Genomic DNA, 25,713 nt, shown 5'->3' with positions numbered 1-25,713 from the left:
ATTTACTCTTAAGCATGTCTTTCAGGACAATAAAAAAACAGAAAGTCAAAATGACTTCGTTCACTTTGCCCTATAAATGGGCGCTCTTAAGATGTAATTTTCATGACGCTTTAACCTACCTTCTTGTGGGTAAAAAAAATACAATTATTATTTTAATTTAAAATGATAATTTTTGTCAATGTTGTATTCCAAAATTATTAATCACTGCTGACTCTTTGACACAACATTTGATTTTAAAGTCATTTGTTATTGATGCGATAAAATTTACTCATAATTCCATGCCCTAAATCAACCTTATAATAAACCATATTACATTTCTCCATTACCCGTTGGGACGCTTTATGTTCTAAAGGTGCAAATGCAATAATATACTCCGAATCAATGTGATGCCTGCTCCAATTAAGTAAGGCACTCAATGCTTCAGAAGCATATCCCTTCCCCCAAAACTTGCGGGCGAGCAAATAACCTACTTCGATTTCTCCCGTTTCCAGGGGACCAAAACCGCATCGCCCCATAAACTCCTGGGTTAGTTTATTCCAGATCACAAAGCATGGAAGCCCATAATCGCGGTAAAAAGCCATAAACTCTTTGATTCTTCGTTTCGTTTGCTGCGGGGTTTGGACACCATCAGGGAAAAATTTTCTTACCTCTGCATCCATATTAAGCTCAGCAATGTTCTCAAGATCCGTTTCATTGATTAAACGTAAGATCATTCTTGGTGTTTCAAGTTGAAGTGGTATCTGCTCGTAATAACGATTAATGAACAATTCTTTAAACCCAATTTTTTGATAGATACTTAATCCTGTTACCGAAGCTTCTAAAAAGCACTTGGTTATATGCTGTCTTTTAGCAAAATCTATTGCAGCACGGATAAGTTGTGTTGCATAACCCTTCTTTTGATATGCTGGAATTGTAGCAAGATCATCAATGCGTGCGTGCTGACCACATAAAGATAAAGAAAGAGAGCAAACAGCTTCATCTTCTATAAAACCTGAAAAATGATATAATTTTGCACTGGAGGCAGCTGCAAGCTCATGTTTTTTTCTATAAGCATCAGTTATCTCCATTGTTGATTCAAAACCATAAAGCAATGGAAGGCTCCAGACACTTAAATCACTAACCATTTCTTTAATCACTAACGAGGACTCAAACTTTGGAAATACCATCGAATCGATTAAAGCCTCCATAGCAACCCCTTTTTCAGTGTACGCAAAATGAAGCGATTGCAAAGGCTTTTCCAATTCAGGTTGATACAAATACTCTGGAAGTACTAAAGACCAGGGTAATTGCTTTGGGAAATAGAAAGAATGACACCGAAATAAACTTTTTAAAAATTGCTCGTCTATTTCCTTCACAATGACAGGATTCAAATGCGAAGTAGGCACTCCCGTAGCGAATGCAATCATTTGACCATAATCAGTTTGAACATCACTAATCAAGGAAAAAAAATGATGCTCTACCTGGTGAAACTCATGAAACTTAACCATCATCACTTTGCTTGAAAATAACTATAATAAAATCGATTATATATTCTCTTACTCAAATTAATAGTATCTGTTGATGCTCATATTTTTGTTTTCGTCAATAAATCCTACTCCCTCCAGTCACCCTATTTTGCATTCCAAACTGACATACAACCTCAATAACTCACTATTTAAAAATATAAGATGCGACACGTGCTGTAGGAATATCACTAATGCACTCTTCTCGGATGAGTGCTTTTGCACGTTCATTATCAAAAACCTCTTTAAGATCCATAATTTTTCCTGCTGGAATATGTTCACTGTGTAAAACTTCGAGAAGTTTCTCGCTTTGCAACTTCTCTGTTTGTGCCGCAATGAGTGAAGCAAGTCGCTCTCGATTTTTTACTCTATTTTGATTGCTGCTAAACTCTTCTTTTTCCGGAAGCTCTAAGAGCCCCAGAACCGTACATAACTTTTTGAAATGCCGATCAGATCCGATTGCAAAGACTATATGAGCTCCATCTGCGGTACGGAACAATTCACCATATGGGGCAATGTTTGGATGTAGGGAACCGATACGTTTTGGTATCTGTCCCCTCATTAAGTAATTGGATGCTTGATTCATGAGACTACTAATAGCTGCATCATAAAGAGAAACAGTAACTACTTTACCATTCCCGTTTTTTTCTCGCGCATAGAGTGCAAGAAGAATAGCTTCTTTCAAATGATGGGCAGCAAGCACATCGATTAGGGCGACCGGCATCTTAACTGGACCGCTATCATAAGTACCATTCATGGCCATAAAATCACATTCACCTTGAAGTACAAGATCATAGGCTACGCGATCACTGTCATCGCCATAACCATTTATTTTTCCAATGATGAGGCGTGGGTTAATGCCAAGAAGAAGCTCGTCTTGTAGCCGCAGCTTTATATCATCTCCTTTTTTAAAATTCATTATTAAAATATCGGCTTCGAAAATAAGATTAAGAAAATTGAGATAATCTTCTTCTTTTGTAAGATCTAAAAATAGGTACTCTTTCCCAAAATTGACACTTGCAAAATAAGCTGAAATTTCAGAGTTAGGATCCTCATCCGGGAGCTTCCATGTTCGAGTAACATCTTTATGGATTGGATGTTCGATTTTAACTACAGAAGCACCTAACTCAGCAAAAAAAGTAGCTACAGATGGGCCGGCAAGAACCGAACTCAGATCAATTACTTTTAAGCCCTTTAACATATGTTTAGTTTTCCAAGCAAAGCATTAATTATATTACGGTTTTTTATCATGAATTTTATTGAATTTAAAATAGAATAATTAATTTAAATAATTTAATATTATAAAATTCACATGGCGATATATTACTAAAAATTAATCACTAATTGCGAAGTTTATTGAGAATTACAAATGTCTATATCCCTATTTTTAATAGTACAACTTATATGCATAGCAACAGGCATCGTCTTTCTTTTCATTGCGTTTAATATGCTTCGGCCCAAAGAAAAAGAACAAAAACTCATTCAAGATCAATTTTTATTTTATTTAATTCTGGGACTTTTTTTTATCTTCTTCACTTTTTTACTTGAATATTTTGGATAAGAACTTCACTACCCTTTCAATATTAATTTAATGAGAAAACATCCAAGCAACAGGCCTTATCATGAGAACAATAGCTTACCTAAAACATCATTCAGACAGTATTCCAGAGCTTGCCAGAATTTGGCATGAAGAACTCGGGCAAATTTGGATCCCTGATGTACCTGTTTCGCGTGTAGAAGATAATTTACACAACCATTTAAACACAGAACAATTACCAATTACCTTCGTTGCTTTTGAGGATCAAAAGCCTGTTGGCATGTGCTCGTTACGAGTCAATGATGGTATCCGTCCTGAATTAACACCATGGCTCGGCTCTTTAGTGGTTTCTAAAGCGTTCCAAAAGCAAGGTATCGCCAGACAACTTATTGATAAAACTAAAGAGAAAGCACTCACTTTAGGTTTTAAAAATCTCTATCTTTTTGCTTTTGATCCAACTATCCCCGACTATTACACGCGTCTTGGCTGGCGCAGAATTGGACTGGATAAATTTAAAGACCATTCTGTAACCGTTATGGAAATAACACTGCAGGCATAGGCGCCAACTTACAATCTATTGGCGCCTGTTTGTTTGAGTGCGGACGTATGCAAGTTCCTTAAAGCCAATGCAGTGTTACTGAGCATAAACGAACCAGAGTAATGATTCGCTTTCTGATCAAAAACCCATAATTTAAGAGTCTAAAATATTTTTTAGCCAGGCTTTTGCCTGAGTACTCACTTTATCATCATTTAAAGCAATTTCGTATATGGCATTTTTGCGTGAATTTTCTTCACCATACATATCCACAAGCATTTCATGCCACAGAGCAGATATGGTTGAAGAAGGTTTCTTCCCTATTTGCTCAAGAATTCCATAAATTCGGTCTCTCCAGTAAGCATCCATCGCTTTATCCATCCATGATACAATTTCTGGTGTCAATCCAACCTCATCAAGACCTTTTCCTTCTCCAAACCCCTTTTCGAATTTCTTGGTTCTTAAATGGGCATATTTTGTACCATATACTCCATTCACCCAATCCATAATCTTTTTTCCTAACTCAATACCTAACGCTGAACCAGGATCTTGTTCCAGATTATTTTTGACCGCCTCCACTAGCTGATGCCAACTGTTTTCAAAAGCTTTTTTTTGCTCAAGCGTTGTATTCACTTTGAGTTCTTTTTCAAATTCTGCATACTGCTTTAACTCATCTGGAGTAAATATTTCTTTAACCCAATTATGTTCCATATGCTCTGTCATTTTATACACTTCTATCAATTGAATAATGGTTTCCCATGGAATGGATTGATTGGCATCAACAGAATCAATAATGCTTCTTAAAGTCTTCGCCCCATCAAGTAAAACAGCTGCTTTTTGCTCTAGCACTTGAACTTGACTGTTAAAATGTTTGAGCGCGCTTTTTTCCTCAATAAGTAAGGTTTTAATTTGTGACAACTCAAAACCAAAAAACTTCAAAGCAATAATCTGTTGTAATTTCAATAAATCCTTCTCAGAGTAAACACGATACCCATTAGCACGTCGCAACGAGGGCGTAAGTAGACCTATACGATCATAATGATGTAGTGTCTGCACTGAAACGCCAGTTAATTTGCTTAAATCTTTTACGAACCATTGAGTCATCATATTCCCTCCTTAAGTACAAAGTTAAGGTATATAGCAACAATAGGGTCAAGCATTTTTTAGCACTTTTTATTTGGAACTCTCATGAATCATTTTTCTAATTCATTAATCAGGTAAAATAATTGAATCAATGCTTCATTGCGCGCTTTTAGACCCGCAAAACTCTCTTTGCAGTCTGTGATATGGCTGACAAAGGTAACTTTGCGGTTATCTTTTTCAATCCACCCCACAAACCACCCCTGTCTTAAAGGACTTTTATGATTTTTGCCTTTTGGTCGTTGTTCACCAGTCCCAGTTTTTCCATAAAGTTTCCAGCCACCGGCTAACTCCTGGATGTACAAAATATCCTTGGTCATCTCAAAAGCCCTTTTACTCACTGGTAGTTTTTTAGTGACCATTTTTTGCAGAAATTGCATCTGTTCGGTTGGTGAGATAGCAAGCGAACTTGAAAGCCAAGCGTGGGTTAATCCATTATTCTTGCCTTTGTCACCTGAAACATCCTCATTACCATAATGAAAGGCATCAACATATTGCTTAAATCGCTTCATACCTAATTGTTGCGTGAGTACTTGGGAATACCACACACATGAATCTCTCATCCATGTGTGTGGATTGTGGGGATATTTCCATACATTGAGATAAAGTTCATACTCTTTTTTGTAGGGCCATTCAGGATGCAAAGCATCCTTTAATATTCCTGAATCAAAGCCCATGAGGCTCAAGGCGATTTTAAAAGTTGATTGAGGAGTATAGCGTTGATCGCAATCATTCCCTTCGTGTTTTAATACAGTTTGATTTTCCCTTGCTAAAAAGCAGTTTTTTTGAGCCCAAGCATTAGCGCAAAATAATAGTGTCATACTTAGAAGTAAACTTAATTTTTTCATAACAATTCCAACATCATTTTCAATTGATAGGGATATGGATACAGCAATAATACCGTATCCATAAATAGCTTATTGATCCATACTATTTCAGACTGTTTATCGCGACATTATGAAATACAGGAGCTGCCAATTCGCCACCAGAAGCCAATAGTTCACCTTTGTTATCCAAATGGCCTTCTTCAATGACAACTACCATGGCATAACGAGGTGAATCAGCAGGGACATATCCAGCAAACAAGGCAAGATACCTCTCATTATTTTCGATTACTGTTCCTGTCTTCCCGGCTACAGCAATACCAGGGATCGCAGCAAATTTTCCGGTACCATTAACAACAGCCTTTTCAAGCATGCGATTGATCGATTTTCTGGTCGTTTCCGAAACCACTGGGGTATTAGCTTTATTAAACGGGTATCCATTATTAGCAAGAATAGCGTAGGATTTTGTCAACGATTCAATAGTGACGGGGATATTTTCACCAAGTGACGCCATGGCTAATTGTAAGTCATCATTTTGATTCGTCTGCCACCAACTGTCTACATCAAACCCAAATTCAGTGAGTTTCTTACGGATTACTGGAGCGCCAGCTTCTTGAGAAACTTTGATAAGACAAATATTAATCGATTTCTGAATTGCCTCTGTCAATGAAGCAGAATTCACATTAGGATTATAGTTGGTAAATTTTTTACCTTCTACATAATAAGGTGATTGACAATCGTAACTCTTTGTTTCAGTACTTACTCCTGTATCAATAGCTGCGGCTGCAATAAATGGTTTTATAGTTGACCCGGGTGAGAAAACACGAGATTTCCAACTTTTATTTTTATTATTGCTTGATTCAGCAAACGCAATAATAGTGCCAGTCCTTGGATCAGCTATAGCAATAACGCCAGATTTAGCGTGATATCGTTTAACAGCTTCATTAATTTCTTTCATTGCAATTTTTTGCATTTTAGGATCTAAATGAGAAGTATCCACTGCCTTTGCCTTAGTGGTCAAAGAGCCTGCTGCTGCATAAGCAACACATATAGGCGCTAAAATAGAAAACCCTGCAAATACTATTCCTCCTAATAAAGATCGAGATGCATGGCGAGGATAAGACGATAACATTGAAATTCTCCTTATGATAAAAGTACAGTCTTCGTTTTGTTTGCCGGCCATACCCACCGTGCATGCAATTTTTCGGTTAGATGACAAAGAACATTGAGATACTGTCTGCACTACATCAAACAGACAGTGGCCATAGTCATAGGGTGAAATTTTTGGGCGGCCAACCAATACTTCATCACATGAAAATTCTTGTAATTCGCATAAAACCCTGCGCCATCGGGTAATTCCCGGATTTGCAATGAAAATAATGGATAAGATCTCAATAAAATATGCCCATAAGCAATCTCCATTACGATGGTGTTGTCCTTCATGAGCGATCGCAATCTGTACATTTTTAGCAGAAGAAAATAAAGATACTGGCAATACAATATAAGCTTTATTCAATAAAAATACTGAAAAAGGAATATGGCAGTGCTGAGAGACTTTAATAACCAGGTTACCGGATGCTCGATATGGTATTGCCTCGGCAATCATTGATTTCAAGTGATACAAACCTAAACATAAGCGATACCCCCGGCCCAAAATTAACAAACAAAATATTATCGAAAATAATTGGAGATAATTCAGGTTGCTTATTGTAAAAGCCGATGCTAACTCTTGAATACTCTCTGATGACTCTCCCTTTAATATAGGTCGCGTCACGTATTCTTGCACCGCATCCAATGATATATAGTTAAATCGCTCCATTTTTTGCGTTGGGTTCATACATTGAACAATTAAAGGAGAAACGACGCAACTTACTAATAAAAATCGTCCCAGTTTAAGTTTAAAAGAAGGTTGATTCATTAACCAACTGGTTCCGATGATCCATGAACTAACCCAAAGTAAGCAATGGATGCTCAAAAAGATTTCAATAAATAACATTACTGCTCCTCTGTTTGTTTTTCGGCAGTAATTAATTGTTTCAACGCTTCTTCTATAGCGTAAATGTCATTATCCTGTAACTTTTTGGCCATTAAAAGTCGCTGCACAAGTGCTACTGGCTCACCATCAAAAACATTAGTAACCATATGATCAATACACCTGCTTTCATACTCAGCCTTTGCAACAATAGGGACAAAAATATGGGCATAAGAATTTTTTTGACATTCCAAAAATCCCTTTTGTTCAAGAACTTTTACTACTGTTGCTACAGTGGTATATGCTAAAGGTCTTTCTTTGGATAAATGCGACACAACCTCTTTAATCGTTACCTTGTTTAGACTCCAAATAATATTCATTAATTCAAGTTCCACCTCGGTAAGAAGACGATCATGAACGAAAGTTTGTGATTCTTTTTTTGGGGACATTTTTTCTCCGGAAAATAAAATGCATGCACTCTACTATTTTTTTAGTAGATCCTACTATAAAAATAGTAGGATTAAAATAGCATTATAGAAGAGCTGTGGTATTCGATTTTTTTTAAAACTTTTTGATTAGTTATTAATCTATTTGGTTTGACGATGCCAAGCTTATGAACCACACTTTTAGAATATGAGCGGTACAAAATAACTGTTTTAAACTACGGCCAATAGTGAAAAACTTAATAGTATTAAATGAAGTTAAATTATTGCAAATGTAAAATATTAGCTGAAACAGCAAGATACCACGGAATGCTCATCCCTTTATACTTGATATTAAGAAAATCGCCTTGCTACACAATGGTAATGGCTAATTTCCTTAATGCCTGGATTGAAGATGATGAAATTAGATTTATATGATGCCTTCTAGGAGAATAACAATGTCCTTGCTCAAGCTAGAAAGTGAATGCAGAAATCTTAAAGAAACGATTATTGAGTTACGTTTGAGATTGGAAACTATCGATTTGGAAGCAAAAAAAGAAATTGAACACGAGCGCATGAAGCAACATCAAGTGATTAATCAATTAGAAAAAACAATTATTGAGCTTCGAATGCAATTGGAAAATCTTGCTTTGCAACATTTAAGAAAAACTGAAGAAATTGTAAAAATAAAAAATGATGAAATCCGTCAGTTACAAAAAACAATTAAAGAAATGAGAGTTTTATTGGAGAGGAACTTTGTTAAGTAATCACCCTTGGTCAACCAGTAAAAAAAGACCTGGGCTTACTCCTCTTTTCCTGGAGAAACAGTATGAATAATACTCTGGCGATTAAAAATATGAAATCAAAAAATTTCTATAAATTGCTATTTCAAATTTATCGAGATGCCGGACATACTTCCAGCCTTAAAGAAATCTTAACCATGCTCATTGATGTAACTTCCTGCGTCATTGGGTGTGAACGAGGCACTATTTTTCTGAATGATCCTAAAACGGGCGAGCTTTATTCTTTTATAGCCCAAGGAGATCTGAATTTTGAAATACGAATCCTGAATAATTCAGGTTTAGCGGGTTGGTCGTTTACACACAATGAATCGCTTTGCATTGCACATCCTGAACTTGATGAGCGACATAACAAAAATATTGATAAAATTACAGGTTTTAAAACCAAAAATGTTTTATGTGTCCCCTTAAAAAGCATGGAGGGAAAACTACTTGGCGTGACGCAAATGCTAAATAAAATTGATGCGGAGTTTAGTGATTCTGATGTGCTGATGGTGGAAGCTTTAACCGAGCATGCTGCTATGGCGATTCAGAATAAATTAACAATAGAACAAATTGAAGAGTCGCACAAACGAGATATGCATTTATTAGAAACCATCTCAACTGTTTCTACAGAAATTAATCTTTCTTTGCTTTTAGAAAAAATAATTGACACCATTACCTTAGCTTTGGATGCCGAACGAGCAACCTTATTTATCAATGATGATAAAACAGGTGAATTATATACAGAAACGAGTATTGGCCTAAATAAGATGGAAATTCGTTTTCCTAATCATTTAGGAATAGCAGGTTCCACATTTACAACCGGCAAAATAATCAACATCCCCCATGCTTATGTAGACCTGCGTTTTAACCCTTCTTTTGATAAGAAAACGGGTTTTTTCACACGCTCAATATTATCAGCCCCAGTTAGAAATAAAAGTGGAAAAATAATAGGCGTTACTCAGGTTTTAAATAAAAAACACGGAGAATTTACAGAAGACAATGAATATCAACTCATTGCCATCAACTCACAAATTTCAATTGCTATAGAAAACGCTAAATTATTTGAAGAAGTTCAAAATATAAAAAATTACAACGAAAGTATTTTAGAAAGTATGACCAGCACAGTCATTACCCTTAATGAGAATAATCAGATTGTAACTTGTAATAAAGCAGGGATGAAATTATTACATTTATCTGATCCTGAGGAGCTGGTCCTTAAGGATGCATCCTTTCTTTTTCAGGATGATAAAAACAATTTGATTGAGCGAATTATGGCGATAAATAGTCATAGTTCACAATTAAATCATGATACTTTAATGGATATAGAATTGAATATTCTAGGTACCAAAATAACAGCTAATATCAACATAGTACCATTAATCAGCGCGAATAAAGAACGTTTGGGTGTGATTATGATTATTGAGGACATTAGCTCGGAAAAACGTATGAAAGCGACCATGTCACGATATATGAGTTCTGATTTGGCAGAAAAGTTGTTGCAATCCAATGAATTTTCCCTTGGTGGAACAAATACTTTGGCAACGATTCTATTCTCAGATATAAGAGATTTTACCTCTATATCTGAATCACTCGGTGCCGAAGAAACAGTTAATGTATTAAATAAATATTTTTCACTGATGGTCGATTGTATTCATGAAGAAAGCGGTATATTGGATAAATTTATTGGTGATGCCATCATGGCTGTTTTTGGCAATCCCTTTCCCCATGAAGATGATCCTGATCGCGCTGTTCGGGCTGCTATTGCTATGATGAAGGCGCTTAATCATTTCAACCAGAAACGAAATAAAAGAGGCTTAGTACCGATTAAACATGGGATTGGGATTAATACGGATAAGGTTGTTGCAGGAAATATTGGTTCCGATAAACGAATGGATTTTACTGTGATTGGTGACGGGGTTAACCTGGCTTCACGAATAGAAGGCTTATGCAAGTACTACGGTGTTCATATTTTAATTAGCGAATTCACATATCAACAATTAAAATCTACGTATAGGACAAGACAAATTGATAAGGTTATTGTCAAGGGAAAAGTAAATCCTGTATCAATTTATGAAATTATTGATTTTCACGATAAACACTCATTCCCAAATCAAATTGATGTTTTGAATCATTTCAACAATGGTATTGAGTTTTATAATGAAGCCTTATGGGATAAGGCAATTTTATCATTCCAAAATGCGTTAATGTTATACCCTGAAGACAAACCCTCCCAACTTTATATTAAACGTTGCAAAATACTTAAGGAACAACCTCCTGAACCGAACTGGCAAGGGATATGGAAAATGAAGAATAAATAGAATTCACATTATCTGAATTAGTTCTGAATTTGATGGTAGTGTTTAAAAAGATGTTGATTTTCCTCTGTCTCATGAACAGCATATTTTTCTTGTACATACCTAAGTTCTTTTCTAAACCTACTCAGCTTGGAGTTTAGGGACTTATCATAACCCTCCTCATCTATTTTGTTTCTGGGGGAGAACTGTGTAAGACCATAATTTATTTTTTGAAACAGCTTCCTAGTGTTTTTCTCACTAGAATTTTCTTGATATAACTGCAGGGAAGTGTGCAGCTCATCAAGGTAACCTTGTCGCAGTTGTGCATCGGATTTATAACCAATGCACCCTAATGCAAAAGAAGCAAGGGAACTTAAAAAATCCTTAAACCAAAATGTATGAGCACGCTCCTGTAGATAATTTTCAAATATAGAATTTACTCCAAAATATTTTTCCTCCAGGTTTGCTCGCGCGTTGTCGAACTCAATTTCCTTTTTGATTTCCTTTTCATTATGATTTGCCATAAACTCATTCAGATTAGACTTCAGGTTTGAAATCAGAGTCATTTGTCCCTGGATTTCAGAGTCGTCATTGTCATGAAGTTCTTCCAAAGTAATTACAGGTTCGCTGTGCTGAAAGTTTATTATATCGGTATAAAGTGCTTGTTTTACTATGGCTGCTCGCTGAGGCAATTCATTATATCTTTGAATAAATATTTTATATTCAGCAATTACCCGATTTAATTGCTTAAAGATGTTTTGTTTATCTTCCTCTTTCTCCATTTCATCAAAAAGAGAATTAGGTGCGTAAAGTCTGCTAAAGAAATCAATTTTGGCATGCATTTTGAGTATTGGTAAAAGCTCATTTTGTACCTTAGAATCGTTATTTTTACGAATCTCATTTAAAGAAGCCCCCAATTCTCCATTTGTAAAAGCATCAATCTCTCGCAGTAATTTCTTTCGAGCTAATACCATATCGGACTTGCATGCCTCAATCCTCTGTATAAACCTGGAGTAGATTTCATTAATTTTTCTCAATTTTTGTAAATGTTCTATGGTATCTCTTGCTTGAGTAAGCTCTTGAAGCTTTTGAATAGTAACAACAAATTTTTCTTGTACGATGCCATTTGAGAACTCGCGTATCGCGGCCATGCGTTTTTCTATCTGGCTTTGCAGTTGATTAATTTCTTCATACAATTGCTTTCTATCAATAGGACTATAACTTGCGATTAAATCTGCTTTTTCTAACAATCTAATGGTATTAATTTGAATTTCAGCGAGCTCTTTGAGTATCGGCAGCGCAATTTTTTGATCCGCGATTTTAGTCTTCAACGTTACGTATTTAGCATTGAGTCCTTTTTCTTCCAAAGAACCATACATTTTTCTCTTTAGTATCTGGAGTTCTTGGTGCAACTCACGATTAACCTCTATGGGAGGTATTATACCCAATGTAAAAGAAAAAATTTTTTCCCATTCCTTTTCTAAATAGAGAATGCTAGATTCAACATGTGTTACCAATTCATTAACTGATTTTTCTTCGTAGGCTGCTTCGCTCATAGAATCACTAATCTTTGTAAGCTCCTCTTCGCAATCTTGTATTTGTACTATTAGATCATCATTTTTAAACTGAGAAAACTCTTTTAAAACCTTATTAAAGCTTATTTCTTTTTCTTCAATATCAGTAAGCGCATAGCCAATCCTAAGAATGTCTAATGCGCAAACGGCTTGACTGTGCGATAGGTAAGAAAGTTGATGAGCCAATTTTGCTTTCTCAAATGATTGTTTTAAAAGTGCATATTCAGCATTCAACTCCTCTAATTTTTCATTTTTTTCAGCTTCTAACTTATCTTTCTCAGTGTGCAGTTGCGATAACCGAATTTTATCTTCATGTTTTTTGTAAATGGCAGTTTGATAAGACTTTTGCAGATCCCAAAGGTTAGGCTGGGAAGTCCCTACGCCCTCAGGCTTATTCTCTGTGCCAGCAAGTTCTTGTTCAATGAGTTGAATTTTATAATCGATATACCCTGAAGTTGTTGACAAATCATATTCCAAATCACTTACTGTAAGAAAAGCGGTATTATGATTCCAGTAATTCTTTAAACGTGTAAAGTTCCAACCTCCCCATGAATTTGCATTTTTTTCATTTGCATAGAGTTGATCAAAAAACTGCATCAACTCTGTTGAAGAAGTACATTCCAAATAGTTAATTAACTCATGTTTAGGAATTTTGTCAGCGGGAATATAAAGTTCAGAGGTTTCAGCCAAATCGTTCTTAAATTGTATTAATTTAACCTTAGCAGCTCTTAAAAATTTCTCACGTTCCTTTTGTTGTTCTATAAGGCTCTCAATGGAGCTTGTTTCAAGCTCCATTGACTTTTGAGTATCACTAATATTTTCTGCCATAGATTTAAGAAGAGAGTCATAGGTTTGAGTAATGCCATAGGCATCATTAACATGTTTCTTGAAGTGTAATGCCTCTGCAAACTCAGACTCACCCAGCTTAATTTGAGACTCTTGTAACTGCAGGAATGTTTCCTGGATGCGATGAGTGGATGTGGTTAAAGCTTCATCTCGGTTTAATTTGACCAAACTTCTTCCCAAGCAGCCCAATTCAAGTGTTGCTTTTTGTATCAATTCTTTAACGGTATGAATTTGGTGCTCCATTTCTAATAGTTTTTCTTGTTCATTTCTTCGAACTTCTATAAAAATCCCTTTAATACGGGAACCATTAGCCTCAGAAGGTAATAGGCTTCCTTTTTAAAACTGCAAGTCTTCATTTTAGTGGATCAATTGCTGTTTAGGCATCAAGCTGTTTAATTGCATCAATATAAGGCTATTTATCAGCTGCGAATCGTTTACCAACTACCTTATCCTGCAATACAATAACATTTAAGCCTAGTGCAGGATACTCACCTTCGAAAGAAGATGGCTTTTTAAGTGGCAAGTAATACCATATGGCCTTTTAATTTCAAAATTTTTATTGCATCAAAAATACCAGCTATTCTGTTGCCATTCGTAATGAATCAATAGATTCTCAAAATTTTCTAGCAATATGAATTTCTAGAAATAAACACCAATTTTGGCTGATACGGTATCAGAGGTTCCCCCCGTACCTAATGTTGGAATATTTACCAGACCCGGAGGAGCTGCTCCATTAGCGAATTGATCGGCTCCATAATCAATTTCATGCCTATACTCAATACTTTCAACAGTATCTTTCCAAAGAGAAATACTAAATACACCTATAAAACGATGTTGAGGTAAATTTAAGGCCAGTGCCTCTTTAGTCCACTGGTAGCCCACACCTAGAGATGATGGCTTATTGAATGCTTTAAAGGTCATATCTATTTCTGTTTGTAATGCCTGTGGTTTTACACCACGCCCGTTAAAACTTAGATCTTGTGCTCTAAATGCTTGTGTGGTACCAACCCATTCAGCAGCAAAATTGAAGCGGTCATAAGCCATATTTCCATAAATATCTATGGCCTGGGTTTTTCGTACTGCTTCATTCCCATTAAGTAATGAACCAAACCCTCCAAAGGTACCCGGATTAGCTGCCGTGCTTTGCATTCCCGCTGCATCATCGATGGAGCTAATATAGCTTGTTCCTATTTCACCTCTGATTTTATTAAATATAAAGCTATAACCCGCGTTTACACCACCTACCCCGGTTCGTCCCAGAGTTGTATCACTTCTATAAATATAAGTTGCAGCAAATGGCCCGGAATCTCCTTGGGATTTATAACCCAAAATGAAAGGTCTTGTCTTCGTTCGCGCCAGGTTTAATGTTAATGGTGCGCTGATCATAGAACTGGAGTAACGTCCAAAAGGCACATACAATTGCCCGGCTGTAAAATAAAAAGGAGTCTTATCCAGGTTTCCAATGTTCACAAACCCCATATTCAAATTAAATGCTGAATTATTGACTCTGGGCCCTACCTCTGGAGGACTTTGATCATAAGCAATTGCAATATATGCCTCCACATTTTGGTTAAGAGCAGCTGCAATATCCAGCTCACTTGAGCCTAAAGTTAAATCAACATTGCTATCACCAACATAGTTGCTATTGAGCATACCTACCGGTTCTGATTTTCCACTCAGTGCAATTATAGGTCGTTCCGGAATAGGATAGCCCATATTTTGATAGTATCGATACATGCGTCGACGTTGTTGCATTAATCGTACATCACGATTAATACTTGAAATATTCACTATATAATCCGAACCATCAAATGCAGGCCGGGAACCTAGATAAGGGGATGCAACTACTGGAGTCCCTGCAATATAACTTACCACTCGCTCATCTGCGACCAAGGCTGTAGGATACAATCCAATGAGCTCAGGATGCTCCTCTGGAGTATGTACTGTTATATTGGATGAATGATAATTAACAATTTTATGGTTTTGATGCGTTTTTTTATTTTCTTTTTTAGCAACACGTGATGAAAATTGTTGTTGGGTGATTACCTTTTTGTTTTTTTTAGCCAAATCATGAATCTCTTGTGCAACTACTTGTTTTTGCAATGCATTGAGTTGAGTTTGTAATTCTTGGGTTTGTTTTTGTAATTGTATGATTTGGTGCTGTAACTTTTGTTCTTGCCCAGCATAAATTGTTTTTGACAAACAGACCAAAGCCAATATCATTTTTTTATACATCATCAGGGTACCTCTACTTATTATTTTTACTTCTACCTCACGACACACAGAGTGATTTATTTGTAATAATAAAACAGTGTGTCACATGTCTGTTCACAAACTCATTGTCCAAATCATTTAATTAAGAAACGCTATTATTTCGAAGTAATGAATCCTAACACAAATGATATTGATAATCATTCTCATTTACAAAAAAATGTTATTTTTGGTTTTTAACCAAATACAGGTTTTATAATGAACATTAAAATTAATGCGTAGAATTAAAGCGACAAAGAAATTTTCCTAACCAATATTATAAATTTTGCTATAACTATAATAAGACTCAAAACACACGTAGATACCAAAGCCGGGAGCAAACATGGAAAGCCCAGAATTAATAAATCGTTACAAAATTGACATAATGGAAGCTTTGTATCATCGCAGAGCAGTACGTAACTATTTATCCAAAAATGTAGACTCTGAAATTATCCATCAGCTTTTAGATGCAGCAGTACATGCTCCTTCAGCACTTCACGAAGAATCCAGGGGATTTGTAGTCATTCAGAATAAAGCTTTATTAGATCGTATCTCAGAAAGCGCCAAACAATTAACAATGGATGAAAAAAAGAAAAAAATAGACTTACAAGAAGAGCATATATTACAAGTAGTACAACAAAACGAGTTCAATGTCTTTTATAACGCACCTGCGTTGATTGTTATATACAGCACCTTTAAAGGTAAATTTGTCAGTGCTGACTGCTGGCTAGCTGCAGAAAATTTAATGCTTGCTGCCCTAACTTATGGTCTTGGTACCTGCGTTATTGGTTTTTCAGTCCCAGCACTAAATTTGCCAGAATGGAAAAAAGAGTTGGGAATACCAAAAAAAATGACCGCCGTAGTTCCCATTATTCTTGGTTGGCCATCAGACCATACCTTGCCGACCTCTCATAAACCACCCCTAATTTTAAACTGGAAATAGCACCAACACCCATAGAATGGGATCAACTCCGATATGATATTGATTTAAAATGGAAACCAAGAATTAAAAAACAATTCAATTGCATCTCTTTTAATGTAAAAAATGAACGTACTTTGTTTATTTTTATATTAAATAATGCCTATAATGGTTCATTGTGTCACAATATGAGGCAATTACTATGGACAGTAAAATTGAAAAACAACCATTCACACTGACAATGCTGGGGACACTCACTGACTTTTTTCCTGACCTAAAAAAAGGCCCTAAGCCTACTCCTTATATAAAAGGAGCCAAAGTAAAAGATTACCCTAAAGGAGAAACGTTAAGTATTGTTTCTTCTTTAATCAAAACAGACATACCTCCTAAATCAGCAAAAATAGATGCCAAGAACCCTTATCCCTTTCAGGCAGATGAAATCACCGTAATTAATGGGCCAAAAACTGATGGTGCTAATGTAGGTGAGAAAATTGCTTTAGGTCTCGCTGCAATCCTAAAAGCAATTAGTCGTGACCAAACTCAAATCAATATAATTGCTCATAGTAGAGGAGCTGTTGAATCCATTTTAATGGCTCATGAATTAGAAGCAATACAAAAGATTATTGCGACTTGCGTTACTTTTGATGAAGTATTAAAACAGTTAACCGAACAACAAACCAAAAGACACAAGGGAAAGCCAACCAATAATACGCCAGATATTATCGAACCGCTAAAATCCCAAATTAATCTAATACCTAAAGAAGAACAGGAGCTGTGGTTTGCTAAAATAAAAACGTCCCTGCCTAACGTCTCAATAAACTTTTTTGGTATAGACCCTGTCCCTGGAGATTGTTTCCCTATAACCTGGTATGACGAACGATTCTTCATATTGCCTGAAATTATAAAGAATACGGAATTAATTTATTATGTAAACGAACATTCTGACTGGGGATTTACCCCAATTTTTCCTGAAATAGCCAATAAGGAAAATCAAAACTTTGTTCGGTATTCTATGCCAGGACATCATGGCACTGGATCAAGCGGGAATAATGGCTCTCAACTGGGAATAATAGTTTCCCCTGATGGTTATAAAACTACCCATGTCCAAAAATTAATGATCTATAAACTGCTGCATTTCTTATGCAAACAAGGTGTCGAATTTAATAATGGCATTCAGATTTTTAATCAGCATAGCGCGTTAGGCAGAAAATATTTAGGCAGCCTTATTGAATCGGATCGAATCAATGTATCCGCCATGGATTTTCCTACAATTTTAAGAACACTTTATGCCGCAATTGCCAAAAACCAAATAGGCTATGATGCTTATAACTCAACCCATTATTCCTACATGGGTCTCATTAACCAACGCAGAACATTGCTCAAAGGACATACCTATGGTCTTTTCAATGATATCTTTACCACATACTCAGGCTACGTTAATGAAGAACATGCGTCATTAATGCAGACACATTTTTTTAAAATTTTTGGTCTTGATACGGAAAGAAGAAATCCTGCTGAGCTGATCAATACTGCAAGCTTGGTCTTAGAAGAAAGTATCAAAAAAATCGCCAATAAAGAAGCATCTATTCTGGATTATGAAAATACTCGCAAAAACGTGTTGGAAACATTTGGCATAGTAATTCGTCAAGTAAGCCAACAATACTTAACTGAGGATTGGTGTACCATTGAAAAGCAAAAAGAAAAAGAAATCTTGTATGAAGCCATTATTAATATCTTGAGTAAATTTAAAGAGCTATCTGCATCGGATAATTCAACGATTCAACACTTTGTAGATGAACTCCTCCTTTTAAGTTTCACCAGCATAAACCAGACACTAATTACTCAATCTCAAGGTTTAGAAAAAGACTTTAACTACTTACAAGAATCCATGGACAAGCGTTTAATTCATTTTTTTAACGCATTATTGATGCAATTAAATCACGCCGAAAATAACTCTTTAATCACCCTAGATGAAATTATAAATCCCGAAGAATATAAAATACTACCTAACTATCCTTCCGAAATTAAAATAACCCATATCTATAAAAAGTTGGCTGGAAAAGGCCTAGAAACATACAGTCTAGAACAGCTAACTCAAAGCTACGAAGAACAATTCGCAGATACTATTGAAGATTTGGCAAAGCTTTATCAACAAATTCAGACTTTTATTCATGATTTGGCTGCCTTAAGGAGTATAGTTCCTAATGATAAAATTGAAGTGGATGAACTGGATTTGTTAAAATTGGCTAATGGATTAATCGTAACAGCTGCAGAACGATTTTATAAAGAAAGACCCCAAGCTCTTCCGCCAGTTGCAGAAATAGGCTCATTCTTAAGATTGGCAGAACAACATGCTATTGAACATTTTGGTGTCATTGATCGCAGCAAAGAAAATAAAGGTTCAGAATCTGTAGCGGTAGAAACAAGCGGTGTCTTTTCAAGAACCTTTTCTTTCTTCTGGAGTCCCGTATCAAGGATGATATATGGAACCCATGCCACCCCCTCTTCTCATGGAGAAATCACTCCCAAAACAGAAATTACTCCCAGTCTTACATAAGGCATAGAATGGGAATAAATGTGTATGCAGGAGCAAACCCTGCATTAAAAAAGGTTTGCTCATATTGAGAATTATTCTTTTAATTTACCTTAGAGACAATTGTTGAAACAAATCATCTTGCATTTTTTCTACTTCAGGAATAAAAGAAGCTTTAGCGAGTGCAAAAAGAGTAAATTGGGATTGAAAACTTAATGATTTTCTTGCCGAATTAGCAACATTAATAAATACATTAGCAAATGATTTTGCCAGATTGGTTAGATAATCTCCCCATCCTAATTCTTTTTCTAATAAATGCTTGGCATTATTTATTGCACTAGTTGATATATCCACAAATACTATTTTTGCTTGTTCTTTTGTCATCGCTGAGTTTGCTTTATTTATTTTATAAGTATCAATTGCCTCAGCAAGCTGAATTCTTAAGTCCTTAGCGGCTTTTAAGGCATTCTGATTTTTATTAGGAGCATGCCGCAATTCAGTCACTTTTTCTGCAAAATTGTCATAGACTTTCACTAATAAATCATGTTCATCAATTGGTAATGATTGCATAGATTCTGCTTTATGAATCAATTGAATTGAAGACAATAGTTGATTTTTTTCTAATAGATCAATCATAGCCGGAGCAAGCTTGAAATCTTCAGAACTTACCCCTCCACGCCTATTTCTATATTCAACCACTTGAGTTACCAGCTCATCAAATGCTTTAGTATCCCTAGGTATTACCGAAGGCAAAACTTCATTACGTCGCTCTCTAAGAACCGCTAATTGCTCTTTGATATGGATCAATTCTTCTGAAGATGGCTCATCTATCTCAAGTTTAGGTATTGCTATTTTCTCTAAATAGCGTAAGCAGTTTAATCCCCATTTGATTGAGTCTTCCAGAGGTCTAAAATGTCCGGAAAATACTGCATTAGTCATATGTGCTAAACTCACCAAATGTCCCTTTGCTGCAGCTTTTTGCATATAATCAAACCTTCGTTGCGAAAGGATCGGATCATTCTTGGCAATTAAATTAAGCGCGTAAAACTCGCCCCCAGTTGTGGCTTGTGCTGCAATTCGAGAAAAGAGATGGAATTGTTTGTTGAGAACATCTTCGGTTACAAAAGTACCTTTATAAATTTTACTTAAGGCCAGAGCTATTTGTTCCAAACTATCAGGAACTTCTAAAATACGTATGTTCCTCGAGTCTATAGAGGGTGTTGGTTTATTAAGTCTATCTAATCGATTAATTAATTCATCTAGTTGATTGCTTTTTATACTAAGCTCTGTTAGCAAAATATCAATATCTGAATAAACAAAATTGACATCAAAAGTAAAATCTACCCTTTTATCCAATAAATACTGTTGGCGCTTAATAGGATCGGATAAAACCTCATAAGCTTGCTGTATTCTCTGAAATACTATTCCAGCGCGCTCACTGCTACAATTTTTATCTGGGTGAAACTCAGTAGCTAATTTTTTCCATTGGCTTTTTAAACCATCCAAACCCAATTCATTAAAAGAGTGCTCACTCATTTGCAAAGCAGCGAAGTGATCCATGTTTTTAACTTCATTATTGTCTTCTAGGTAGTAACTGAATTTATCTGTCATATATTTAGGCTTTAAAGTTAAATGTAGCAGCAATTATACTTTTTTTGATCACATTTAACAAACTATGATTCATATTTAAACTTTGGAGTGTGCCGAAGGTTTCAACTAATGAATGATGCAAAATCGTTTTTTGTTATATTATGATAGGCATTATGATGTTTTATGTGCAAAATACGATCCGCAATGAATCTATTTTCGCCGGCATGATATCTTGCAACCCCGGATGTTACGCAAGCCTTTTATATCGAACTCACATCTATGTTAAAAATAATCTATGTTCATTAACCTGTTCAATTTCCATATCGTGCTTTGATTGGCCGATTTGTCCGACTACACCCAGCGATGCTTTAGTTAAATTTTCCACTCCTTTAAGGCAATTTACTGTTTTAATTGCCCATTTGCCTGTTAAGCCAAGTGTTACAAGTTGATTAGCAAGCTTACTCAATCCCGTAGTCAGCAAGTTAGTTGCGATAAAAGCGACTCCAATCAACTCTCCCTTAGATGGAGCTGCGCCAAATCGAAAGAGGTTATAAAGTAGCGTCCCCAAATTTTTTAACGCAAGAGGAACGCCAGCAACTAATGATACATAGGAAGCGGCTAAAGCAATCGAAGTCATAATTGGAGCTAATGCCGGAATCAATGATAACGCAGTTGCGCCTATGGCAATAACAGTTGCAGTTACAGCAATTTTAGAGCCACAACTTTGCAATGTATTCACCAATGTTGAAAACCTTCTTGATGGTTTTTGCGCGTATTTAAAATTTAAGTCATTAAGTTGATAGTAAAAGATTTTAGTTTTGGCCAAGTTATCTTGTAATCGATAAGAATCTGCCTGTTTATTTAATGCAGTGTTTACCATAATCTTGATTTGTTGATGAATTTTAGAATACAGTTCATCAAATTTTTTGCGGCGACTCAATACTTCAAAACGGGAGGATTCTATTGTCAGGCCTTCATCTTCAATCAGTTTGTTAATCTCTGTAAGTATCCTGCTGATTTTGGGGTTAATTGATGCACTTTTACATTCTTTAAAAAAATACAAGCATGCTGATTGTGAAAATAATAATTGACCAAAAAGAATAATGCTTTCTAGTTGTTGCAGCTTTTGTTCACGAATAGTTTTGTTTTTTTCTTGATTTATTTTTTCTCGAAGTTGTCCGAGGGCATTCTTCTCAACCTCTTCAAAATCCACCCTGGTTTTTAATGTTGAAATCCTTAATGGTTGAGCAAGAATTTCCGGACCAAAAACAGAATGAAGTACCTGAGATTCTACTTGAGGAAAAAGTGAGTGCAATTGCAAAGCTACTTCATTTGCAATTGCATTATATTCTTTTCTGTTCAATTTTTCATGCATTTCGGTAGAAAAAATTTAAATTTAATCATTATTAATCAATTTGGTCAATATAATACATATTGCTGAGCAAGACAAGCAAATTTAATCGTGACACAATTTGAGAAATTATTGCTCCATATAAAAAAATTATAATAGCTTTTATTTTAAAAAAAGGTTTGATTAATAAGGATTCAATGCCCCCTGATTTCCCAAATTACTAGTCACTATTAGGGTTGATTGATAATTTGCCTGAGTGTCGCACTTTATGTGCGACACCTGGCTTTGCAAGGATCTAATATTGCCAATTTTTTCTCAATACCGTGCTCTTGACCAGTTCAATTCCACGACGAACTTTTTGTTCGGGACGAGCTCTATAGGAAATCCCTTTGAAAAAATAATCCTCACCTTCAGGAGATTGCTCAGAAAAATAATAATTAAACACACAACATCGAGGTTCATCACTCTTCACTGTATTTACAGCATGCCAAGATGATCGATTTGTTTCCATAACAAGCATACGATTAAAAAAATTAGGGACAACAATACGATTTTTGATTGTGCAGTCCCATAATTCATAATTTCCACCATTTTCTACTTGCCAATTAGGAGATACATAATAAAGCACGTTCACCGTTCGATAGTATTTATTATCCACATCATGTGAGAGATCTAAATGGGGATTTATATAATATCCTTTGAGTAATGTACTAATTCCACCTGCATAGGATGAAGGATCGGGAATTTGGTTTTTAATCTCTGTTATATCTTCAATCACAGCAACAATTCTAGGATCTTGCATCGCAAGGTTAATATCTTGCAGTATGCAGGGAACATCCCTTAAATGGCTGTATTTCAATTTTAATTTCCCGGAAATACTTAATAAGCGCATTTGCTCTGATTGGGGAAAGCTCGTGTATATTGCCTCAGCAATTTCATTTGGAAGTAGATTATCAAGAACAAAATGTCGGGCAACCTTTATATGATGCTCAAGAAAAAATTGTTGTTTTAGATGCTCCTTGGTTTCATTTAATCTCTTTAAAATCAGATCAGTTAATTCATTTCTTATATTGCTTACCATATTGAAAATCTCTATATCTTGACACATATTGATTATAGTCGGCAATTTCCAGAGTTTCTTTAAAATAAATTTTTATATTGATAAGAAATTATCCCAGCTTTATAATTTACTTTTAATAAATAGGAAAAACATAATGGAGCGGTTAAAGTCCTATTTTCTTCAAAATACTACCCTTAAAACAGAAATCATCGCTGGCATCACCACTTTTTTAACAATGGTGTATATAGCATTTATTAACCCAGCTATACTTCATGATGCCGGTATGGACCAAGGTGCAGTGTTCACCGCTACTTGTCTTATCACCGCCTTTGCATGTTTACTCACAGGAATAATCGCTAATACTCCCATTGGTATTGCTCCGGGTATGGCATTAAATGTCTTTTTCTCTTATACCGTAGTAGAAGGAATGGGGATACACTGGGAGCATGCATTAGCCATTGTTTTCCTTTCGGGAGTCTTATTTATCTTAGTATCACTTACAAGCCTAAGACGCCTGCTTATAGAAGCAATTCCTTATAATTTACAGATTGCGATCTTAATTGGCATTAGTTTATTAATTGCCCTTATCACCCTAAAAAACAACCAAATCATTATTACTGATCCACATCATTTGATGCATCTTGGTGCAATGAATCGCCCTGAAAGCGGATTATTTTTTTTGGGATTTTTGCTTATACTCACCTTAGACTATTTTCAGATACCGGGCGCAATTATTATTGGTATTCTTAGTATTACAACTTTAAGTCTATTAACAGGATTATCAACCTGGGAAGGATTAATGTCCATGCCACCTTCGATATCGCCTACATTTTTAAAACTCGATTTTTCTGGACTTAACACTATTTTAGCAATGAAAGCGATGTTTACCTTTTTTCTAATTGCTGTATTTGATGCCACAGGAACTTTAATTGGTTTATTAAATCCTACTTTATTTAAACAACAAAAAAACTACGCCAAACGTTTGAGTAATTGTTTAACTGCTGATGCAATGGCCTCTGCAATGGCGGGATTATTAGGTTCCGCAAGTACTTCACCCTATATCGAATCTGCGGCAGGAATAGAAGCAGGTGGACGTGGTGGATTAACAGCAATAACCATTGGAATTGGTTTTATTCTCATGCTATTTTTCTCTCCTTTAGCAAAGATGATCCCTAATTTTGCTGTAGGCCCCGCACTCTTATACGTAGCTTGTTGTATGATGAAACATTTAACTGATATGAAGTTGCCAGATATTAGCGAGACAGCTCCTTGTATGATTACCATCATGATGATTCCATTTACTGCATCTATAGCTGATGGAATTGGTGGAGGTATCATTCTTTATACTCTATTAAAATTGTTAACTCGACAAAAAATTAATTTTTTACTTTTTATATTAAGTTTTGTGTTCATCATCTTTTTTCTTATCAGTTAGGCAGCTCAACACCATGACTACTATATGTTCAATTTAAATATCTTATTGGCAACACGATATTGTTGACGAAATAGCTTCATTAGTGTAGAAATTACATTTAATGCGTTACTATTTGACAATAAAGTTTTATAGTGAACACTCACGGAGTTTTTTAACGGAGACCATAATGAAATTTTTTGATAGAAAAACCAATACCCTATTTATTACTGGTGGAAAAACACATGTAGCTGACTTATCTGAAAATCAATTAATACAAGTATTTGACTCTCAAACAGAGATACCTCCATTGAATAAACTTCGTCGACAAAATGCAGGAATATTAGGCTGCCGTTTCGAAAAACACTTCGTCAGTAACAGTACAAGTCAAGAATACATTGGTAATTATGATCTCAATCATCCCAGTAATACAGATCTTGAAGAAGTCCGAACTATTATTTGTTGCCCTTAGCCCCTTATTTTCGCTACAGGAATCAAGAAAAAGATTCGCACATCAGTTTATGTGCGAATCATCACTATATACATTAAGAAAACCATCTGCTTATAATGCATAAAGATGATATTTAAAATATTCAAATTTAAATCATCATTCTTTTTATAGTTGAAATAAAATTTAACTCTTTATTCGAACTAAGGATGAACTATGAAACATGTATCAACTGCAGGAAATACTCATACACATAATCACCCCACAACGAATCACATACACACCCATGCCCCCACTACAAACACAACCGTTGTAGTAACAAATCCACCCCAAACTGTTGTAGTAACAAATCCACCCCAAACCGTTGTCGTCACGTCTACTCCCTACGGTTTTTTTACTCCTCATCAGGTGCCACATCCTAACTACCATAATCACCATACACATACTCACCAGCATACGGATCCAAATCAACACTATCATACTCATCATCGTTAATGGAGGCTCAGCCATCTACCAAGCTATAATTTATCACTAGTATAAATTTTTAGACTTAAGTCAATAGTGTTAATTTGCAATTAAAAAATACTCTATTCAATGTCCAAGTACTCAGAAACTAATGTCAGCAAAACACAGACTGGGTAGGGATTAAAGTTTCGATATCAACTCTAGATTTTCGAAAAAACATCACCTTCCGCAAAAGCGGAAGGTCTAACCTGTAAA

General features: G+C 35.5%; 19 protein-coding genes. 8 read left to right on the top strand and 11 right to left on the bottom strand.

Annotated features, from left to right (window positions below; genetic code table 11):
* Nucleotides 1-239: 239 nt before the first annotated feature.
* Both EKG34_RS01190 and EKG34_RS01185 read right to left on the bottom strand, forming a co-directional pair.
* The gene (locus EKG34_RS01190) at nucleotides 240-1,490 is read right to left on the bottom strand and encodes a GNAT family N-acetyltransferase (protein ID WP_003632085.1); all 1,251 of its coding nucleotides are present in this window, start codon (nucleotides 1,488-1,490) and stop codon (nucleotides 240-242) included.
* A gap of 160 nt (nucleotides 1,491-1,650) precedes the next feature.
* Nucleotides 1,651-2,703, bottom strand: a complete 1,053-nt coding sequence (locus tag EKG34_RS01185; protein ID WP_003632086.1) for a CaiB/BaiF CoA transferase family protein — start codon at nucleotides 2,701-2,703, stop codon at nucleotides 1,651-1,653.
* A 421-nt stretch (nucleotides 2,704-3,124) separates the two neighbouring features.
* Between EKG34_RS01185 and EKG34_RS01180 the strand changes: the two genes are divergently transcribed.
* Nucleotides 3,125-3,598, top strand: a complete 474-nt coding sequence (locus tag EKG34_RS01180) for a GNAT family N-acetyltransferase (RefSeq protein WP_003632088.1) — start codon at nucleotides 3,125-3,127, stop codon at nucleotides 3,596-3,598.
* Between the two features lie 132 nt (nucleotides 3,599-3,730).
* Here EKG34_RS01180 and EKG34_RS01175 read toward each other — a convergent pair whose 3' ends face one another.
* The 4 genes from EKG34_RS01175 to EKG34_RS01160 all read right to left on the bottom strand — a co-directional run bounded on the left by EKG34_RS01175 (nucleotide 3,731) and on the right by EKG34_RS01160 (nucleotide 7,959).
* The gene (locus EKG34_RS01175) at nucleotides 3,731-4,678 is read right to left on the bottom strand and encodes a MerR family transcriptional regulator (protein WP_012979007.1); all 948 of its coding nucleotides are present in this window, start codon (nucleotides 4,676-4,678) and stop codon (nucleotides 3,731-3,733) included.
* 89 nt (nucleotides 4,679-4,767) lie between these two features.
* Nucleotides 4,768-5,562, bottom strand: coding sequence for a class D beta-lactamase (gene blaOXA, locus EKG34_RS01170; protein ID WP_012979006.1), 795 nt, complete (start codon nucleotides 5,560-5,562; stop codon nucleotides 4,768-4,770).
* A gap of 82 nt (nucleotides 5,563-5,644) precedes the next feature.
* On the bottom strand, nucleotides 5,645-7,534 hold the full coding sequence (locus tag EKG34_RS01165; protein WP_003632091.1) for a M56 family metallopeptidase: 1,890 nt from the start codon (nucleotides 7,532-7,534) through the stop codon (nucleotides 5,645-5,647).
* Nucleotides 7,534-7,959, bottom strand: coding sequence for a BlaI/MecI/CopY family transcriptional regulator (locus tag EKG34_RS01160; protein WP_003632093.1), 426 nt, complete (start codon nucleotides 7,957-7,959; stop codon nucleotides 7,534-7,536). The genes EKG34_RS01165 and EKG34_RS01160 overlap by 1 nt, the downstream gene beginning before the upstream one ends.
* Before the next feature lie 431 nt (nucleotides 7,960-8,390).
* On the opposite strand from EKG34_RS01160, the gene EKG34_RS01155 reads away from it, so the two are divergent.
* A complete protein-coding gene (locus EKG34_RS01155; protein WP_003632095.1) occupies nucleotides 8,391-8,699 on the top strand; it encodes a hypothetical protein in 309 nt (102 codons plus the stop codon).
* 62 nt (nucleotides 8,700-8,761) lie between these two features.
* The gene (locus EKG34_RS01150) at nucleotides 8,762-11,035 is read left to right on the top strand and encodes an adenylate/guanylate cyclase domain-containing protein (protein ID WP_003632096.1); all 2,274 of its coding nucleotides are present in this window, start codon (nucleotides 8,762-8,764) and stop codon (nucleotides 11,033-11,035) included.
* Nucleotides 11,036-11,052: 17 nt separating this feature from the next.
* Here the strand turns inward: EKG34_RS01150 and EKG34_RS01145 are convergent, their stop codons facing one another.
* Together EKG34_RS01145 and EKG34_RS01140 are read right to left on the bottom strand one after the other, a co-directional pair.
* Complete coding sequence (locus EKG34_RS01145; RefSeq protein WP_003632097.1) at nucleotides 11,053-13,674, bottom strand: hypothetical protein; 2,622 nt, start codon at nucleotides 13,672-13,674, stop codon at nucleotides 11,053-11,055.
* A gap of 396 nt (nucleotides 13,675-14,070) precedes the next feature.
* The gene (locus EKG34_RS01140; RefSeq protein WP_003632098.1) at nucleotides 14,071-15,669 is read right to left on the bottom strand and encodes an LbtU family siderophore porin; all 1,599 of its coding nucleotides are present in this window, start codon (nucleotides 15,667-15,669) and stop codon (nucleotides 14,071-14,073) included.
* A 355-nt stretch (nucleotides 15,670-16,024) separates the two neighbouring features.
* Between EKG34_RS01140 and EKG34_RS01135 the strand changes: the two genes are divergently transcribed.
* The gene (locus tag EKG34_RS01135) at nucleotides 16,025-16,624 is read left to right on the top strand and encodes a nitroreductase family protein (RefSeq protein WP_003632100.1); all 600 of its coding nucleotides are present in this window, start codon (nucleotides 16,025-16,027) and stop codon (nucleotides 16,622-16,624) included.
* A gap of 178 nt (nucleotides 16,625-16,802) precedes the next feature.
* Nucleotides 16,803-19,157, top strand: coding sequence for a hypothetical protein (locus EKG34_RS01130; RefSeq protein WP_080619798.1), 2,355 nt, complete (start codon nucleotides 16,803-16,805; stop codon nucleotides 19,155-19,157).
* Nucleotides 19,158-19,241: 84 nt separating this feature from the next.
* Here EKG34_RS01130 and EKG34_RS01125 read toward each other — a convergent pair whose 3' ends face one another.
* The 3 genes from EKG34_RS01125 to EKG34_RS01115 form a co-directional block, all read right to left on the bottom strand.
* Nucleotides 19,242-20,744: a J domain-containing protein gene (locus EKG34_RS01125; RefSeq protein ID WP_003632102.1), complete on the bottom strand. Its 1,503-nt coding sequence runs from the start codon at nucleotides 20,742-20,744 to the stop codon at nucleotides 19,242-19,244.
* 256 nt (nucleotides 20,745-21,000) lie between these two features.
* Complete coding sequence (locus tag EKG34_RS01120) at nucleotides 21,001-22,086, bottom strand: hypothetical protein (RefSeq protein ID WP_223800008.1); 1,086 nt, start codon at nucleotides 22,084-22,086, stop codon at nucleotides 21,001-21,003.
* Between the two features lie 283 nt (nucleotides 22,087-22,369).
* Nucleotides 22,370-23,155 (bottom strand): 2OG-Fe(II) oxygenase, encoded by a 786-nt coding sequence (locus EKG34_RS01115; protein WP_003632105.1) that lies wholly within the window; start codon nucleotides 23,153-23,155, stop codon nucleotides 22,370-22,372.
* A 133-nt stretch (nucleotides 23,156-23,288) separates the two neighbouring features.
* Between EKG34_RS01115 and EKG34_RS01110 the strand changes: the two genes are divergently transcribed.
* From EKG34_RS01110 to EKG34_RS01100, 3 genes are all read left to right on the top strand, one after another.
* A complete protein-coding gene (locus EKG34_RS01110) occupies nucleotides 23,289-24,569 on the top strand; it encodes an NCS2 family permease (RefSeq protein ID WP_003632106.1) in 1,281 nt (426 codons plus the stop codon).
* Between the two features lie 166 nt (nucleotides 24,570-24,735).
* Nucleotides 24,736-25,017: a hypothetical protein gene (locus EKG34_RS01105; protein WP_003632107.1), complete on the top strand. Its 282-nt coding sequence runs from the start codon at nucleotides 24,736-24,738 to the stop codon at nucleotides 25,015-25,017.
* 192 nt (nucleotides 25,018-25,209) lie between these two features.
* Complete coding sequence (locus tag EKG34_RS01100) at nucleotides 25,210-25,488, top strand: hypothetical protein (RefSeq protein WP_012979005.1); 279 nt, start codon at nucleotides 25,210-25,212, stop codon at nucleotides 25,486-25,488.
* The last annotated feature ends 225 nt before the right edge of the window (nucleotides 25,489-25,713 follow it).

The sequence above is a fragment of the Legionella longbeachae genome, from assembly GCF_004283175.1.
Classification (GTDB): domain Bacteria; phylum Pseudomonadota; class Gammaproteobacteria; order Legionellales; family Legionellaceae; genus Legionella; species Legionella longbeachae.
This window is presented reverse-complemented; position numbering and strand designations above follow the sequence as displayed.

Coding starts and splice junctions, on each gene's coding strand:
- EKG34_RS01185 (WP_003632086.1), bottom strand. CDS start 2,703: ATGTTAAAGGGCTTAAAAGTAATTGATCTGAGTTCGGTTCTTGCCGGC.
- EKG34_RS01130 (WP_080619798.1), top strand. CDS start 16,803: ATGGACAGTAAAATTGAAAAACAACCATTCACACTGACAATGCTGGGG.
- EKG34_RS01115 (WP_003632105.1), bottom strand. CDS start 23,155: ATGGTAAGCAATATAAGAAATGAATTAACTGATCTGATTTTAAAGAGA.
- EKG34_RS01125 (WP_003632102.1), bottom strand. CDS start 20,744: ATGACAGATAAATTCAGTTACTACCTAGAAGACAATAATGAAGTTAAA.
- EKG34_RS01135 (WP_003632100.1), top strand. CDS start 16,025: ATGGAAAGCCCAGAATTAATAAATCGTTACAAAATTGACATAATGGAA.
- EKG34_RS01105 (WP_003632107.1), top strand. CDS start 24,736: ATGAAATTTTTTGATAGAAAAACCAATACCCTATTTATTACTGGTGGA.
- EKG34_RS01165 (WP_003632091.1), bottom strand. CDS start 7,534: ATGTTATTTATTGAAATCTTTTTGAGCATCCATTGCTTACTTTGGGTT.
- EKG34_RS01110 (WP_003632106.1), top strand. CDS start 23,289: ATGGAGCGGTTAAAGTCCTATTTTCTTCAAAATACTACCCTTAAAACA.
- EKG34_RS01100 (WP_012979005.1), top strand. CDS start 25,210: ATGAAACATGTATCAACTGCAGGAAATACTCATACACATAATCACCCC.
- EKG34_RS01145 (WP_003632097.1), bottom strand. CDS start 13,674: ATGGAGCACCAAATTCATACCGTTAAAGAATTGATACAAAAAGCAACA.
- EKG34_RS01190 (WP_003632085.1), bottom strand. CDS start 1,490: ATGATGGTTAAGTTTCATGAGTTTCACCAGGTAGAGCATCATTTTTTT.
- EKG34_RS01175 (WP_012979007.1), bottom strand. CDS start 4,678: ATGACTCAATGGTTCGTAAAAGATTTAAGCAAATTAACTGGCGTTTCA.
- EKG34_RS01150 (WP_003632096.1), top strand. CDS start 8,762: ATGAATAATACTCTGGCGATTAAAAATATGAAATCAAAAAATTTCTAT.
- EKG34_RS01180 (WP_003632088.1), top strand. CDS start 3,125: ATGAGAACAATAGCTTACCTAAAACATCATTCAGACAGTATTCCAGAG.
- blaOXA (WP_012979006.1), bottom strand. CDS start 5,562: ATGAAAAAATTAAGTTTACTTCTAAGTATGACACTATTATTTTGCGCT.
- EKG34_RS01160 (WP_003632093.1), bottom strand. CDS start 7,959: ATGTCCCCAAAAAAAGAATCACAAACTTTCGTTCATGATCGTCTTCTT.
- EKG34_RS01140 (WP_003632098.1), bottom strand. CDS start 15,669: ATGATGTATAAAAAAATGATATTGGCTTTGGTCTGTTTGTCAAAAACA.
- EKG34_RS01155 (WP_003632095.1), top strand. CDS start 8,391: ATGTCCTTGCTCAAGCTAGAAAGTGAATGCAGAAATCTTAAAGAAACG.